Source organism: Sutcliffiella sp. NC1 (assembly GCF_027594365.1).
GTDB classification, from domain to species: Bacteria; Bacillota; Bacilli; order Bacillales; family Bacillaceae_I; genus Sutcliffiella; species Sutcliffiella cohnii.
Genome location: NZ_CP115153.1, coordinates 1,304,078 through 1,318,609, shown reverse-complemented (window position 1 = coordinate 1,318,609; position 14,532 = coordinate 1,304,078). Strand labels below are relative to the sequence as shown.

Genomic DNA, 14,532 nt, shown 5'->3' with positions numbered 1-14,532 from the left:
TAAATTAGACATTTAAATAATTATGCTTTTCAACGAAACTTTGAAAAGTATCTAGCTTTTTATCCTTTTCAGATAAAATAGGATTCTTAATTGGCCAATCAACTTTTAAAAATCGGTCGTCCCACCTTATTCCACCTTCACTTTCTGGATTATATGGTGCGTCTACTTTATAAACTACTTCGGTATTAGGCTTCAACGTGCAATATGCATGTGCAAAACCTTTAGGTATTAACAATATTTTTTGATTCGATTTAGATAGTTTTACTCCTCCCCATTTTCCAAAAGTAGGGGAGTCTTTTCTTAAATCTATAAACACATCGTATATTTCACCGCTTATTACGCGAACCATCTTGGCCTCAGAATATGGTGGGAATTGAAAGTGAAATCCCCTAATTACTCCTTCTTTTTTTGTATAGGCATGATTTTCCTGAACCCACCGGTTTTTTATTCTATATTTTTCCAACAACTGCTCGTCATAGCAACGGTAAAAACAACCTCTATTATCCATTATTGGTTGAGTAACAATTTCGAACACACCATTGAATTTAGGATTACTTTTAACATTCATTTTTTTCCCACCTTATGTCAAATATTTCAAAGGCGCTATTAGTTTATGTATCCGCTAAATAAATGTGAGTTGTTAGCCCGAAATCTAATTGATTGGTTCCTAAAATTTTTAAAATGCATACCATTAAGTAAATAAACTAGGATGGGATGTGACTTTAATGATTATTTGTACTGTAACCTGTGCTGATTATCTGTACAAAGCATTGGTTTTAGCCAAATCCTCAAAAGAGCAAATGCCTGATGTCAAAATCGCTCTTTGTCTTCTTGAAAAAGAAGTTCCTGAATCTCTCCATAAATATGGTTTAATTGATCATATTTTTTTAGCAAAGGATATCGGAATACCAAACTTTGAAGCGTTTATATCGAAATACTCTAATTATGAAGCTAGCACAGCTATAAAAGGATATTTCTTTACGTATTTATTAAATCATTTTTATGAAGAAAATAACTTTATATTTTTAGACCCAGATATTTATGTTTTGCAGCCCTTTAATGAAGTAAAAGATGCACTAGATACACACCCCATTATTCTAACACCACAAGTAAATTCACCAATGAAATCTATTGAGACTATAGATGATATCGAGTTAACTCATCTTACTTATGGAGTATTTAACATGGGCTTCTTTGCATTTAGAAGAGATGGTGAATCTACTAAATTTATTAACTGGTACACAGATAGATTAGATTATGCTTGCTATAATGATGTTGAATATGGTGTTTTTGTAGATCAAAAGTGGGTAAATTTAGCCCCTGCATTTTTTAATTTATATATTTTGAAGCATAAAGGATATAACGTTGCACAGTGGAATTTACCTGAGCGTGAAATAACAAAAGACGATACGGGTAGTTATATCGTTGATAATGTCCCACTTGTTTTTTACCATTTTTCTGGTTTAGGAACTCATGCTGAAGAGAGAGAAAAGAAATATATCAAGAGTGGAAATAATGCATTTTTTGAATTGAAACATGAGTATATTAACTTATTAAACATGATGGGAAAGAGTGAATTCGAAAATATTCCATGGAGTTATGATAGCCCAATAAAATTAGGAAGAAATCTATTTTACCGAAGGGTTATTAATGAAGTTTTCAATTCTCAGCGGACAGACCATACATCTATACAAGAATTAAACTCTTTATCTAGTCTTTATAAACATATAGCGATAATTGGACCAACAAATTCCTGCAAGATGTTAAAAAGAAGTCTGCTTCATAAAAATAATAATTTAAAAATCAAAATTATTCCACAAAATAATCACTATCTTACTTCTGCAAAAGAAATTTTAGAAAAAAGACATGTTGATTTACTAATCTTTGTAAATACCAACAACGAATATTCAATTACTGAATACTTTAATTACTACAATAAAAATCTAATTAACTCCATAACATTTATTAATATTTGAAAGGAGGATTTATATTATGCTTTTCGGTACTATTTCTTGTTCGGACCACTTACATTTAGCAATAAATATGGCAAAATCGGCCAAGAAACATCATCCTAATAGTAGAATTGTATTGTGCCTAGTTGAAAAGAGTATACATCCAATACTTTGGAGTCAAAACATTTTTGATAAAATTGTTTTAGTTGAAGAGCTAAACATCCCCGAATGGAATAATCTAATAAAAAAATACAATAGATATGAAACAGCTATTTCAGTAAGAGGTCATTTTTTTGAGTATTTATTAAACACCTTTCCTAATGAAAAAAAATATATTTATCTTGATCCCGACACAAAAGTATATAGCCCATTTACAGAAGTTGACTCGATACTAGATAATTTTAATCTAGTTTTGACACCTCATATTTTAACTCCTGCACCGAAGAATAAAATTTCAGAATTTGAGCTCCTTCTGTTTCATTACGGAGTATATAATCTTGGTTTTTTCGCATTTACTAATTCAGAAGAAAGCTTCGAATATATTGAATTCCTAAAAGTTAGGTTAACAAACTATTGTTACGTTGATATGAAAAAAGGGTTATACGCTGATCAAAAGTGGATTGATGCTGTACCTTGCTTCTTTAACACGTATATATTAAAACACCCTGGCTATAATGTTGCTATTTGGAACTTTCCTGAAAGGTTGTTTTCAATGAACAATAATGGACAAATATTGGTGAATGAAGAACCTTTGCGTTTCATTCACTTTTCTGGACTAATAAAAGATGGATTAGCAGAGTATTTTAATAGATTTGGTTCAAGCAAACCAATTATTGTAGCTTTACAAAATGAATATTTAACCGAAATAGAAAATCTTGGAAAAGTGGATATTGAAAAAATACCGTGGAGTTTCAAATAAAGGAATCTTATTAAATATAGGCGTGGCTTAAGAGAACAGTAAATCATTTAAGTGAATAACCTATTGTAAGCGATTATAAAGGAGATGTCTACATTGAAGGTTGTTCTTTTAGCTGGGGGGTATGGGACCAGGCTAAGTGAGGAAACTATAAAAAAACCTAAACCTTTAGTCGAAATCGGTGACAAACCAATATTATGGCATATTATGAAGATTTATTCCCATTTTGGCTATAGCGATTTTATTGTATGTTTAGGATACAAAGGTCATTTAATTAAACAGTATTTTACGGATTACTTTTTAAATAATTCAAATGTAACTGTTAATCTAGAAACAAATGATATTAGCTATTTAAATAAAGTAAAAGAAAATTGGAAAATTACTTTAGTAGATACAGGGTCTAATACGCTTACGGGCGGACGCTTGAAAAGGATTGAATCATATTTAAATAATGAACCTTTCATGGTGACATATGGTGATGGTGTATCCGATTTAAATATACAGGAACTAATAAGTTTCCATAAAAGCCATAATAAAATTGCTACGTTAACAGCAGTTCAACCGGAGGGTAGGTTTGGCTCTCTTTCCATTGGCAAAGAAAATATAATAACAAAATTCTTTGAAAAGCCTAAAGGGGATAATAATTGGATTAACGGTGGATTTTTTGTTTTCGAACCTGAAATATTTCAATATTTGTCTAACGATCAAACTATACTTGAAAAAGAACCTCTTATGAACTTAAGTGAAGACGGAGAATTGATGGCATATAAGCATCATGGTTTTTGGCACCCTATGGATACCCTTAAAGATAAAAAGGCATTAACTTCCCTGTGGTATAGTGGAAATGCACCTTGGAAGCAGTGGGAATAATAGTTATAAATACTAGAGTTATTAGTACGTTCCTCATTTTCAATGGAACGTCTTTTTCTATTTGTAGCATATTTAGTATTGAAAAATCACCCCTAACACATAGTGTAAATTCACTCCTAAGCAATTATTACATAAAACAATAACCTAATTTTTGATACTTGTTCACTAAAAAGGCTCTTACACTCTATCAAAAGCCCTATCATTTCAAAATGATTTGAATATATTATGGTAGTTGCTATATATATTACTTTTAATAGCAACAATATTTTATAGGAGGTTTTACTATTGCATAGTCGACATCATGTGAAAGGTTGTTGTTCTACTGTAGCAAGTTTACGTGGTTGTGATCCTGATACAGTTAATAGAAAATTCAGAAGAAGAGTTTTACTAGCAGAAATGGATATGCGTGGATATGCAGCACGTCTTGCTCGATTAGAACAAGCAATTGGACCAATTATTCCAGGTCCTACACCACCTGCACCAGGGGCTACACTGCGTCAATATTTCTTAAACAATTTAGGGTCAACTGTTTCTATTACTGCTACGATAGGACCGGTTTCTGGGGTTGTTACACGAGTTGGAGTTGATTCAGTAGAAATTATTTCAGCAACGGGTGATGTATTTATCATTCCATTTACTAGTGTACTTGCAGTCTAATTTAGAAAGGAGGAAATAAAAGGTGGCAGAATTACTAAGTAGTTATATCGGTAGGCAAATTGAAGTTTATTTACCAAACCAGTTTCTAGAAGGCACATTATTATCAGTTGGAGACAACTCATTCCTACTTGCAGTACGAAACGGCTCATACGTTGATCCAGCAGAAACACTAACTATTTTTTACGAAAACGTAGAAGCGGTTCGCGTATTAAGTCTTGCAACTGCCTAATTGAAAAAGAAGCGGCGGAAATAATATCTGCCGCTTTTTTTATAATTTAAAGATTTAAATGCTTCCTTAACCAGTTCCTCCACTTTGTAAATGGTATAGCGGATTGATTTGTCACACTTTTAACCCTTAGTCTGCGATGGTAAAGCAATCTATTTATCTTTATAACTTTGAATTTTTTTTGCAACGAACATATCATATACACGTCCTCGAACATTTTTCCTTGTGAGGGATCGTTAACGTTCCACCCTCCAACTTGTTTTAACAGTTCTACATTATAAATTCTTGGCGCAAGTGCGAAAGGTTTATTCAAATATTCTTCGGAATGAAAGACGTCTGGTCCATTTATTTCTTTTGAGTAAAATAACTTTTGATCCCTTGTTCTCTCTTTCCATTCTACATAATTCCCATAAAATAATGCATCTGTTCCCTTATTAGCATTCCCTAAAATAGGATCAATAATCTCCAAACAATTTTCTGCTAACCAATCATCTGCATCTAGTTCTATTATCCATCCACCTGTTATTAGCTGTAATGCTTGATTTAAACAGGATGCTTTTCCTCTATTCTGCATGGAGTGTATTATCCTTATACTTGGATAACCGTTATATCGATCTAATATTTCCTTAGTTTGATCAGAGGACCCATCATTAATAATTACTAATTCCCAATTACCGACAGTTTGTGATAGTACACTATATATAGACCAATCTAAATAGTCAGCATTATTATAAGTACACATTACTATAGATATTTGTTCGGTCATCTTTTTCTTTATATTTATATGCCTATATTGAATAATTGGACTAATATGTTTCTCTTCCATAATTAATTGGCGATCCAACGATAAGTAGCGTTGGTTGCTTCGAACACGGTTCAGCGTTCTAAATTTCAACTTACAGTTTTGATATAAATATAAGTATATATCCATTAGAACGTACCTCTGAAAAGCTATGTTAGTACTACCATTACAGTATTCAACCAGTTTCTTATTTCTAATACAAATAATGTTAAAGTTGTTACCTTTATCCCCTACTACAATTCCACACTCTTCATCTCTCAATCTATTGATATTTTCATAGCAATTTTTGAAATCATTAATATGAAAGGGCTGGTGTACATTAACTAAAAAAACAAAATTATTATGAGAAGTATCTCGATATTCCCTCAATTTATTAAATGGTAACATGTTAATTTTCAATTGCAGGTTCAAACCCTCAATACTAAGTTTAATTTGCTGAAATGTTTTAGTTTTTTCATGACTTAATATAAATACTAACATTCGTCCACACCTACCAGTTTTTTTCTCATAATATAGAGTATGTCAGTTGGGATAAAGAATAGTATAAAAATAGAAAAAGGAGCGACTAATTTTGGATATCATTATTTACCCTCCCACTATTAATTGGACATTTATGAAACAAAGACCACAACAACTTATGAAAAAATTTGCTGACAGTGGATATAAAGTATTTTATTGTAATCAAACACAGACCGAGAAAGATATAGAGGAAATATCACCAAATTTGTTTATCGTTCACAATCATGATCAATGGCTGAAAGAAATATTACCTAAAGCTCGAAAAAATAAGAAGGTTGGTATATGGTGCTCTTGGGCAAAGCTTGCTAGCACACTAAAAAAATATGAGCCAAATTGGATTATATACGACTGTGTAGATGAATTTGCTGACTGGATAAAATATGAACCGGAAATGGTAAAGATTGCGGATGCCATTGTTTGCACAGCAGAAAGGTTGAAAAAGAAATTACAAAACAATTACCCGACCAAACGAACAGAATTAATTAGAAATGCATATGACCCAGAAATGATGCTACACGAGAACTCAAAAGATATAATTATTCCAAAGAAAAAAATTGGTTATATAGGAGCTTGGGCGCCTTGGATTGATGAGGAGCTAATTTCGAGGTTAGCTAGGACTTTAAATTACGTAGAAATAGAAATTATCGGTATCGAATTTGGAAAAAAGTTTAACCTTCACCATATTCCCAACATCAAATTTTTAGGTCATAAACCTCACTCCGAACTTCCAAACTTCTTGAAAAATTACTCACTTTGTATTATTCCCTTTCGAATTAATCCGATTACCCTCGCTACCAACCCTGTAAAAATGTACGAATATTTGGCAACAGGACACCCTGTTGTATCTACTAACCTACCAGAATGCTATTTAGCTCAACCTTATGTTGATGTGGCTAATAACCATGTTGACTTTATAAATAAAGTAAGAAATAGATTACAAAACCCTGGGAACTCTCTTGAAAGAAAACAATTCGCGCTTAATAATACTTGGTCGCACAGAGTGAACCAAGCTATTCACTTAATACGGGAGATTTCTAAGTAATCAGTTGAAAGGAGCGGCTTTAATGAAAATTGCAATTGTTGTAGGTACAAGGCCCGAACTCATAAAGATGGCACCTCTTATTAAGGAAATGAAAAAAAGAGATAACAAGCACCTCTTTATCCACTCAGGCCAACATTACGACTATTATATGGATGGAATGGTATTAGATATTTTCGAACTCGCAAAACCTGATTACAACTTACAAGTAGGTTCGGGTTCTCATAGTATGATGACAGCAAACATGATGATGCAGCTGGAGAAAATAATTTTAAAAGAGAATGTTGATAAAATTGTAGTACATGGTGACACAAATACGACACTAGCAGGAGGACTTACTGCTGCCAAAATGAACATACCAGTTGCTCATGTAGAGGCTGGTTTAAGAAGCAAAGATAAATCTATGCCGGAAGAAATAAATAGAATAATTGTCGATCATCTTTCGTCTTATTTATTAAGCCCTACTGCAGATGCAATAAATAATTTAAAAAAGGAAAACATCTCCTCTGGTATACACCTTGTTGGTCAAACGATTGTGGATTCAATTGACTGGTTAAATCACATTAATCATTACGATGTATTAACAAAGTTCAATTTGAAACATAAGGGCTATTTTTTTATAACTGTACATCGTCAAGAAAATACGAATGATTTAATGAAGTTGCAATCTATAATAAGAGCTATCAAACAAATGACATTGTTAGAAAACTATCAAGTCGTACTCTCATTACATCCTCGAACAAAAAAAATAATTCAGGAGAACAACATGTTACAACAACTAAGTATAGATAAATTACTCATTTTAGACCCTCCCCCAAATTTCTATGAAACAATCCAACTACAAAAGCATGCAAAGGTTGTCGTGACAGATAGTGGTGGTCTTCAAGAAGAATCGTGTATCGTTAATACACCTTGTGTTACTTTGCGCGAGAACACGGAAAGACCAGAGACGGTAAAGTGTGGTGCAAATATTATTGCAGGCTATCAAGTAGAAAATATAATGAAAGCCATCAATGATAGTTTATTAAAAAGTACTAACTGGAAAAGTCCTTACGGCGAACCAGGAGTAGGTTCTAACATTATGGATATTATTACAGAACGAAAATAAACAAACAATGAGATAAGAAAAGGTGGGATAAATAATATGAAAATTGGCATTAGAGGCTATTATGGTTTTGGCAACTTTGGTGATGAGCTATTTTTAGAGACGTTTAAACAAGTATTTCATTCTCACAAAGTTTTTCCTTTAATTGACCCAATTAATAGATTTGATTGTGATCGGGTTATCGTTGGTGGAGGAGACTTGATTATTCCTTACTCCTTTAATCCTTCCTACTTTCCTAATGAATTGTTACAAGTAAAAAACTGGGTTTATGGAGTCGGCATCGTTGACTTTTATCCCGAACATACTTGGCCAAAGGAAGAAGTAAACAAATATAGAAATATCATTTCACAATCTGAAGGGTTATATGTCAGAGATGCTAATTCTAAAAAACTAGCTACTAACATGAAACTACACAGCGGTATTATTGAACAAGTACCAGATATTGCATTTAGTTACAAACAGCCTAGCTTCCCTATTGTAAAAAATCCACTCGAGACAAATGTTGGTTTCTGTCCTTTCGCCTACAAGGATTTCCCTTTAACTAAAATGACAAATATTTTAGCAACTATATCTAAAAAGAAGAATTATCGCATTTCAATCATTTCGGTAGTAGATAATAAAAACAAATACTCTGATCTTTCTGTTTGCAATACATTAATGGAAAGAATACTAAAGATTAATCCTAATGCTCGTATTTCTGTCATTGAATACAAATATCTAGATGTAACTTACAGCTTTATACAATCGTTAGATTTCTTAATTTCATTTAAATTACACCCTTCCTTAGTTGCAATTAGAAATTCTATTCCAACCTTTTGTTTCAGCAAATTAAGTAAAGTTACTAGTCTTTTAAGTGATTTCAATATTAGTGAGTTTTATAGTGATTACGAAGCACCACAGCAACAAATTCAAACTAAAATTGAAGACTTTTTGAAAATCGGTCCTAATAAAATGAGTACATTAGGAACCAAAATTAAAATTGTAGAAAAGCTAAGCGACGAAAAAATTCAAAAGTTAAAAACGGAAGTACTAAAAGCAAATTAAAGGGAAAGGAATACCTAATTAGGTATTCCTTTCCCTTTATATACCAATTACTATTAACTCCTGTATATCTTTTATGTTTACATAGATTGTTGTGTTTTTATTAGGCTGTTGTATTTCCACTCTTTCCTCATGGTTGCTCACTATTTTTCCGATAACAATTTCATCTTTTAATTTAATTTCACACATTTTTTTATTTTGATCTTCACCTATAAAAAACTTTACCTTTTCTATTATTGTAAGTTTATTAAAGTTTTTGTGTTTGTAATGTTTATTTCTTTGTTGAAGATTTTCTGTGTATATATTTTGCATGTTTTTTTGCTTACTATTTACAGTTACAGCATGTAGATACATTCGTGGGTGACACTGTTGACGCCCAAATGACTCCTGATTCTTCATTAATACCCCTCCATTTATTTCTGCTTTATTTATATTTATGCTGCAAGCTCTTCCGAATTTCTTTCTATTACTCCTCATAACAGAAAGAAAAAACTATTCCGTTAAACGAAATAGTCTAGCTAGTTAATAATCTTTCAATTCATTTTTTAATAGTTCTTTCTTTTTTTCTAACTTTACCCATTCGGTCAGCACTTCTTCTTCTAATATCCTTTTATAAATAGACAAAATTTGTTGCCCGTAGTTGGTTCCAGGAACAGCCCATTTTCCATTTAAATCTATCCATTGTGTTACACTACCTCTTGTAACATAATTAAATCTAGGATCTACTAATTTATCGTTAGGTGGCAACTTATCTTTAGATGCATAGGCGAATAAATGTTGAATATGTGCTCGGACTCCTTCTCTCTCAGTTTTAAAACTTGCACCACTTACTCCGCCTCCAGTAGCACCAATACCTGCGAAATTGTTTTGGTCCGCTTTAACCACACCTGTAAATCGGAAATAATTCGTCTCATGAATTGCTTGTGCAAAAGCAACATCACCTCGAACTCCATATTCATTCCCAATATTTACATATAGCGTTCCCAACGAAGGTGCATTTTTATTTACCTTTTTTACAAATTGATCGAGATAGGCTGGGTTTACAAGGTATTCGCCCAAAATAGAATAATCGTTTGTATTCGGTGAAGGTTGAGGATTAGATGGTTGAGGTGGTGTACTTACGCTTCCAACATAGATAAAGGAATCTATTCCTAGTTGCTTTAAATCATTTATTAATTTTTCCGCATTAGTTCTCTGATGAAAAGCTCCTGCTTGTACTCGATATAAAGTGTTTCCATTACGAGTTATAGACGTTAATATTGCATTTTTTCCTTTTTCCTTTAACAGATTCACACGAGCTTCAGCATTTTCCCTTTTAGAAAATGAGCCTGCTATTACCCTGAATAGTTGATTAGTTATTTTTTTTTGTAAATTGAGGCCTTTTGCTAATGCATCCGCTATGGCTTTTGCTACATCGTCTATAAATGAGTCCTTCCTCAAAAGTCTTAGATCTGCATCATTGTCAATAAATAAGATTTCTAGCAAAACAGCTGGCATTTTTGTTTCCCTTAATACATGGAAATTTGCTGTTTTTATTCCGCGGTCTCTTATCTTGTATTTCGTATTTAATGAACTAACTATATTTCGGTGCATCGATTCATGTAGCGCTTTTGTTTGAGGTAAAATAGGTCCGTTATATCGAAAACTTTCAAATCCTGTTCCCCCACCGGCATTTATATGAATGGAACAAAAATAGTCTGCATTATTTGAATTAGCAATGTTTGTTCTTGCCTGTAATGAAAGGGTTTGGTCGCTATCTCTCGTCATCAATACCGTAGCATTATAATTAGCTTTTAAGATGCTACTAACTTTTTTAGAAATGGTTAAAGTGAAATTTTTTTCTTGATAGTTATTATTGACAGCTCCGGGGTCATTACCGCCATGTCCTGGATCTAGGACAATTAGTGTCATATTTTTCCCTCCTAATTTTTTAATTAAAGAAGACCGCCGCTTATTAAAGTCAGCGGCCTTCCCTTAAGCCCTCTTTTAATATTTAAAAATCAAATTGAGCTTGAGATTGCCCTTGATTTGCTCGTGCGAATGAATCAGCATCGATTCTAATATTAATGTTATTCACATTTACTACAGATGCATCTGAATCGGATCTACGTTTCTTACTCCAACAATATTGGTCGCTAGCACCAGCTACGTCTCCTCCATATCGCCCCCTAGCTCCAGCTACGCTACCTTTTTGATACTGATCACTTACTCCAGCTACATTACCAGTTAAATTCCATTTGTTACCCAATTTTTTTTCCTCCTTTTTCTAGTAAACTCATTATTATATTATTCGAATTAATAGATTTTGATTGGACTTCCTTTTAGATGATTAACTCATTTTATTACTTTGCTTGGCTAATATTTTTAATATTTTTTTAGTCTTGTTCTTGTGCTTGGACTTGACCTTGATTTGCTCTTGCTGTAGATTCTGCGTCAATTCTAATATTTATATCATTTACATTGACTACAGATGGATTAGTATCACCTCTATCTCTTTTTCCCCTATTAAATTGATCACTAATCCCAGCTACGTTACCATTTAAGCTCCAGTTCTTACTCATTTATTTCCCTCCTTTTTATATGAAACTCACTATTATTTTATTCGTAATAGAATATTTTGATTGGACTACAATATAGTTGAATCTTTCATTTTCTTGACCATTATCAGAGTTTACATTGTTTTTTTCATTAACTTTGTCCTTGTGCTTGACCTTGGTTTGCTTTGGCAAAAGAATCTGCATCTAGTGTTATATAGATATTATTTACATTTACAACAGAAGGTTGCCCCCTTACCGCAGACTTTCGGTTCGTTAAGTCCGTAGTACCAGCTAAGTTTTCAGCTAATAGACGGTTAGTTCCCAGTTCTCTATAATATTTCACTTATAACCCTCCTTTCTATATTTTATTAACTATTAAAACATCCCTCCTTTCTATCAAGTTCACGATATAATATGTTGAATGATAGATTTGAGCGTGGACTACTTACATAAAAATAATGCTCATTTTATAAATTACATATTTACACATTATTATTAATAAAATAATAGAGTCGCGTTAATTGCGACTCTATCATGATTGCAAATCTAATAGTTTTAAGTCTTTTAAAAACAACTTTCTTTTATTTCAATAGAATCTAAAAATGAACTTAACCTTTTCTTCCATGTATGTTCTTGCATACATTTCATACGTCCAGCTTGAGCTATTATATTAGCTTTGGCAGGATTCTCTAAATAATAATATATTTTCTTAATTAGATCATCCCTATCCTTATAACCAACAATTTCTTTATCATAATCAAAAAAATCTTTCATTTCATCAAAATATTCGGTCATTATTAATCTTCCTGTTGCTGCCGCTTCGAAAATACCAACTTTTACGTTAGTATAGCCAGCCCCTGTTTTTGGAAAATTAACAATTATTTTCGTAGAGTACATAGCTTTAAACCATTCATCGTCATAAACTGGCCCTTCTGACTGAATTGGCCAATCTCTCCCAAAAATCTTCACATTGAAACTCTCTCCTAACAAGGGACTGGCTATTTCTAACCGGTTTGGTCGATAATGGCCGATGATAGAAACATCTGAACGGTATTTTTGTTCCGATAAACGTGGTTCAAAAAATCGAGAATCGATACCAAAAGGGAGATAATGAATATTACGATGTCCTAAATCCTTATAGTCCTTGTATGATTTTTTTGAATTGGTTGTGTGATAATCGAATAAGTCTGCATATTTACTTACCGTTGGAAAAACATCTGGGTCGCTTAAAGTTAGACCTATAACGGTACACTTTCTTTTAACCTCTTCCATTACCTCCTTGGAAAAGGTCAAGCCACCGGCACAAAATAATATAATATCCGGCTTAAAGGTCTCTACTTCCTCTTTAATGAATCTCCAATCCACATATACCGGCCCATGTCCACCATATTTTTTGTATGGGTTCTTCACAATATTAGGACGAGAAGAAATATTAATTTCGTGTACATCGTAACCATTTTCCAACAAGCCCATATAAATACTTCTTACAATTCCAGTTTGACCTTCTGTATATCTTCCAATAAATACGATTTTCAAACGTTTATTTATCATTAGAATTCAACTCGCAAATTTCTATTAGACTCTTTCTATTATTATCTTCCCTCTCAATTAAACCTTTTCGTTTATTTTGCTGAATCTTTTTATGAAATGTTGGCCTTTTTAAACAATCTTCTATTTTTTCATAAAGCTTATCGTAGTTAGGATTATTAAATTCAAAACAATAATCATTCAATTGTAGTTCATTAAAAAATTGCCCCACTTTTCCATCATATGAGATACCAATACTAGGTACACCTTCATAGATTGCAAAAATACTAGCATGTAACCTCATTGCAATCATTAAATCTAGTTTGCCACATACATATTTATATCTTTCTGGAGAATTATCGTATGTTATTACTTCTGCATTTCCATTTAACAATTCCGCAAGTTCTTTTGCTTTCTTCACTTCTGAAGGAAGTTTGTTAAAAGGCATGATGTAGTATTTAATGGCATATTTATTAGCTATACTATTTAAATAGTTTAAAAGATTGCCTTGTATTTTTATTAGTTCCTCTTCAGCATAAGACCAATTACGCATATTCAAACCAATATTCAACTCATTAGGTGAGTTTTTCGTTAACTTTTTAGCAACTGTACTAAGTTTTGATGGTAACTTTATTGCTGGATCGGCTGCTAAAACATGTTTAGTAACCCCTAGTTTTCGTAATAGCTCATAGGAATAGGTATCACGTACAGTTATATTATCGGCTATTTCTGCAATCCATCTCATAGTTTGTTTAGAGTCTTCTTGATATAAAGGACCAATACCAACAGCATAAAGCATTGTTTTAACGTTTAACATCTTTGCTAAAATAATGGGGTAAGAATAATAATTCAATGCTCCCTGTTGATTAATAAATATATTTTCAGGACTGAATGAATTATAATCTTGAAAAAGCCCACCACCACCTACAATTAATAGGTTGCAATCTTTTAATTTAGATGTTATTCCCTTTATGTCGCTTCCAAGAATACTAGTGGTATTTTCTTGGTCATAATACGCTGAAATATTATTTGACCTAGTTGTTACCGTTACTTCTACCTCTTTATCAAGATCTTTCAACGTATTTATAATAGAATGAAGGATTGCATCATCACCTGCATTACCTGCACCATAAAAACCGTGAATCAGAACTTTCATCATATCTCTCCTTCTCTATTTATTTAAGTGATAAAGCTCCTTTTAATATATGCAAACGAGCAGTTAATAGTTATATAAAAATAGCGATATAGTTATATTTACTATGCACATTTCTAATTATTTTTAAATAACAAAAGCGCAGGCGCTTTGAACAGGCCCGTACAAACTGGACTGTTCCGGATAGG

Annotated in this window: 17 protein-coding genes; 8 read left to right on the top strand and 9 right to left on the bottom strand. The window is 32.4% G+C overall.

Annotated elements, in window-relative coordinates:
* Positions 1 to 4: 4 nt before the first annotated feature.
* Positions 5 to 568, bottom strand: coding sequence for a dTDP-4-dehydrorhamnose 3,5-epimerase (gene rfbC, locus O1A01_RS06610; protein WP_066414724.1), 564 nt, complete (start codon positions 566 to 568; stop codon positions 5 to 7).
* 148 nt (positions 569 to 716) lie between these two features.
* Between rfbC and O1A01_RS06605 the strand changes: the two genes are divergently transcribed.
* The 5 genes from O1A01_RS06605 (at position 717) to O1A01_RS06585 (ending at position 4,624) form a co-directional block, all read left to right on the top strand.
* On the top strand, positions 717 to 1,976 hold the full coding sequence (locus tag O1A01_RS06605) for a hypothetical protein (RefSeq protein ID WP_157076624.1): 1,260 nt from the start codon (positions 717 to 719) through the stop codon (positions 1,974 to 1,976).
* Positions 1,977 to 1,992: 16 nt separating this feature from the next.
* The gene (locus tag O1A01_RS06600; protein ID WP_270065815.1) at positions 1,993 to 2,871 is read left to right on the top strand and encodes a glycosyltransferase family protein; all 879 of its coding nucleotides are present in this window, start codon (positions 1,993 to 1,995) and stop codon (positions 2,869 to 2,871) included.
* A gap of 93 nt (positions 2,872 to 2,964) precedes the next feature.
* Positions 2,965 to 3,738 carry a glucose-1-phosphate cytidylyltransferase gene (gene rfbF / locus O1A01_RS06595; protein WP_066414729.1) on the top strand — a complete coding sequence of 258 codons (774 nt, stop codon included), beginning with the start codon at positions 2,965 to 2,967 and terminating at the stop codon, positions 3,736 to 3,738.
* A 285-nt stretch (positions 3,739 to 4,023) separates the two neighbouring features.
* Positions 4,024 to 4,395 carry a hypothetical protein gene (locus O1A01_RS06590; RefSeq protein ID WP_066414730.1) on the top strand — a complete coding sequence of 124 codons (372 nt, stop codon included), beginning with the start codon at positions 4,024 to 4,026 and terminating at the stop codon, positions 4,393 to 4,395.
* A 22-nt stretch (positions 4,396 to 4,417) separates the two neighbouring features.
* The gene (locus O1A01_RS06585) at positions 4,418 to 4,624 is read left to right on the top strand and encodes a hypothetical protein (protein ID WP_066414732.1); all 207 of its coding nucleotides are present in this window, start codon (positions 4,418 to 4,420) and stop codon (positions 4,622 to 4,624) included.
* 46 nt (positions 4,625 to 4,670) lie between these two features.
* On the opposite strand, the gene O1A01_RS06580 is transcribed toward O1A01_RS06585, so the two are convergent.
* Positions 4,671 to 5,552 (bottom strand): glycosyltransferase family 2 protein, encoded by an 882-nt coding sequence (locus tag O1A01_RS06580; protein ID WP_157729275.1) that lies wholly within the window; start codon positions 5,550 to 5,552, stop codon positions 4,671 to 4,673.
* A gap of 442 nt (positions 5,553 to 5,994) precedes the next feature.
* Here O1A01_RS06580 and O1A01_RS06575 point away from each other — a divergent pair, with 442 nt between their 5' ends.
* From O1A01_RS06575 to O1A01_RS06565, 3 genes are read left to right on the top strand one after another with little or no spacing between them, the layout of a single operon-like run.
* The gene (locus tag O1A01_RS06575; protein WP_270065814.1) at positions 5,995 to 6,984 is read left to right on the top strand and encodes a glycosyltransferase; all 990 of its coding nucleotides are present in this window, start codon (positions 5,995 to 5,997) and stop codon (positions 6,982 to 6,984) included.
* Between the two features lie 22 nt (positions 6,985 to 7,006).
* On the top strand, positions 7,007 to 8,089 hold the full coding sequence (wecB, locus tag O1A01_RS06570) for a non-hydrolyzing UDP-N-acetylglucosamine 2-epimerase (protein ID WP_270065813.1): 1,083 nt from the start codon (positions 7,007 to 7,009) through the stop codon (positions 8,087 to 8,089).
* Positions 8,090 to 8,125: 36 nt separating this feature from the next.
* Positions 8,126 to 9,130 carry a polysaccharide pyruvyl transferase family protein gene (locus O1A01_RS06565; protein ID WP_270065812.1) on the top strand — a complete coding sequence of 335 codons (1,005 nt, stop codon included), beginning with the start codon at positions 8,126 to 8,128 and terminating at the stop codon, positions 9,128 to 9,130.
* Positions 9,131 to 9,166: 36 nt separating this feature from the next.
* On the opposite strand, the gene O1A01_RS06560 is transcribed toward O1A01_RS06565, so the two are convergent.
* The 7 genes from O1A01_RS06560 to O1A01_RS06530 form a co-directional block, all read right to left on the bottom strand.
* The gene (locus tag O1A01_RS06560) at positions 9,167 to 9,526 is read right to left on the bottom strand and encodes a CotO family spore coat protein (RefSeq protein WP_270065811.1); all 360 of its coding nucleotides are present in this window, start codon (positions 9,524 to 9,526) and stop codon (positions 9,167 to 9,169) included.
* 123 nt (positions 9,527 to 9,649) lie between these two features.
* On the bottom strand, positions 9,650 to 11,038 hold the full coding sequence (locus O1A01_RS06555) for an N-acetylmuramoyl-L-alanine amidase (RefSeq protein WP_270065810.1): 1,389 nt from the start codon (positions 11,036 to 11,038) through the stop codon (positions 9,650 to 9,652).
* Between the two features lie 82 nt (positions 11,039 to 11,120).
* Positions 11,121 to 11,375, bottom strand: a complete 255-nt coding sequence (locus O1A01_RS06550; RefSeq protein WP_066414752.1) for a hypothetical protein — start codon at positions 11,373 to 11,375, stop codon at positions 11,121 to 11,123.
* A gap of 127 nt (positions 11,376 to 11,502) precedes the next feature.
* A complete protein-coding gene (locus O1A01_RS06545) occupies positions 11,503 to 11,688 on the bottom strand; it encodes a hypothetical protein (protein WP_270065809.1) in 186 nt (61 codons plus the stop codon).
* A gap of 127 nt (positions 11,689 to 11,815) precedes the next feature.
* Complete coding sequence (locus tag O1A01_RS06540) at positions 11,816 to 12,007, bottom strand: hypothetical protein (protein ID WP_066414756.1); 192 nt, start codon at positions 12,005 to 12,007, stop codon at positions 11,816 to 11,818.
* 221 nt (positions 12,008 to 12,228) lie between these two features.
* Positions 12,229 to 13,215 carry a CgeB family protein gene (locus O1A01_RS06535; RefSeq protein WP_270065808.1) on the bottom strand — a complete coding sequence of 329 codons (987 nt, stop codon included), beginning with the start codon at positions 13,213 to 13,215 and terminating at the stop codon, positions 12,229 to 12,231.
* Entirely contained in the window at positions 13,205 to 14,350 is a 1,146-nt protein-coding gene (locus O1A01_RS06530; protein ID WP_084380336.1) for a polysaccharide pyruvyl transferase family protein, read from the bottom strand. The genes O1A01_RS06535 and O1A01_RS06530 overlap by 11 nt, the downstream gene beginning before the upstream one ends.
* Positions 14,351 to 14,532: the final 182 nt, after the last annotated feature.

What these genes read in the sequence shown, in the direction of transcription:
- O1A01_RS06580 (WP_157729275.1), bottom strand. Translation starts at nt 5,552, where the DNA reads ATGGATATATACTTATATTTATATCAAAACTGTAAGTTGAAATTTAGA.
- rfbC (WP_066414724.1), bottom strand. Translation starts at nt 568, where the DNA reads ATGAATGTTAAAAGTAATCCTAAATTCAATGGTGTGTTCGAAATTGTT.
- O1A01_RS06565 (WP_270065812.1), top strand. Translation starts at nt 8,126, where the DNA reads ATGAAAATTGGCATTAGAGGCTATTATGGTTTTGGCAACTTTGGTGAT.
- O1A01_RS06555 (WP_270065810.1), bottom strand. Translation starts at nt 11,038, where the DNA reads ATGACACTAATTGTCCTAGATCCAGGACATGGCGGTAATGACCCCGGA.
- O1A01_RS06530 (WP_084380336.1), bottom strand. Translation starts at nt 14,350, where the DNA reads ATGATGAAAGTTCTGATTCACGGTTTTTATGGTGCAGGTAATGCAGGT.
- wecB (WP_270065813.1), top strand. Translation starts at nt 7,007, where the DNA reads ATGAAAATTGCAATTGTTGTAGGTACAAGGCCCGAACTCATAAAGATG.
- O1A01_RS06535 (WP_270065808.1), bottom strand. Translation starts at nt 13,215, where the DNA reads ATGATAAATAAACGTTTGAAAATCGTATTTATTGGAAGATATACAGAA.
- O1A01_RS06560 (WP_270065811.1), bottom strand. Translation starts at nt 9,526, where the DNA reads ATGAAGAATCAGGAGTCATTTGGGCGTCAACAGTGTCACCCACGAATG.
- O1A01_RS06600 (WP_270065815.1), top strand. Translation starts at nt 1,993, where the DNA reads ATGCTTTTCGGTACTATTTCTTGTTCGGACCACTTACATTTAGCAATA.
- O1A01_RS06545 (WP_270065809.1), bottom strand. Translation starts at nt 11,688, where the DNA reads ATGAGTAAGAACTGGAGCTTAAATGGTAACGTAGCTGGGATTAGTGAT.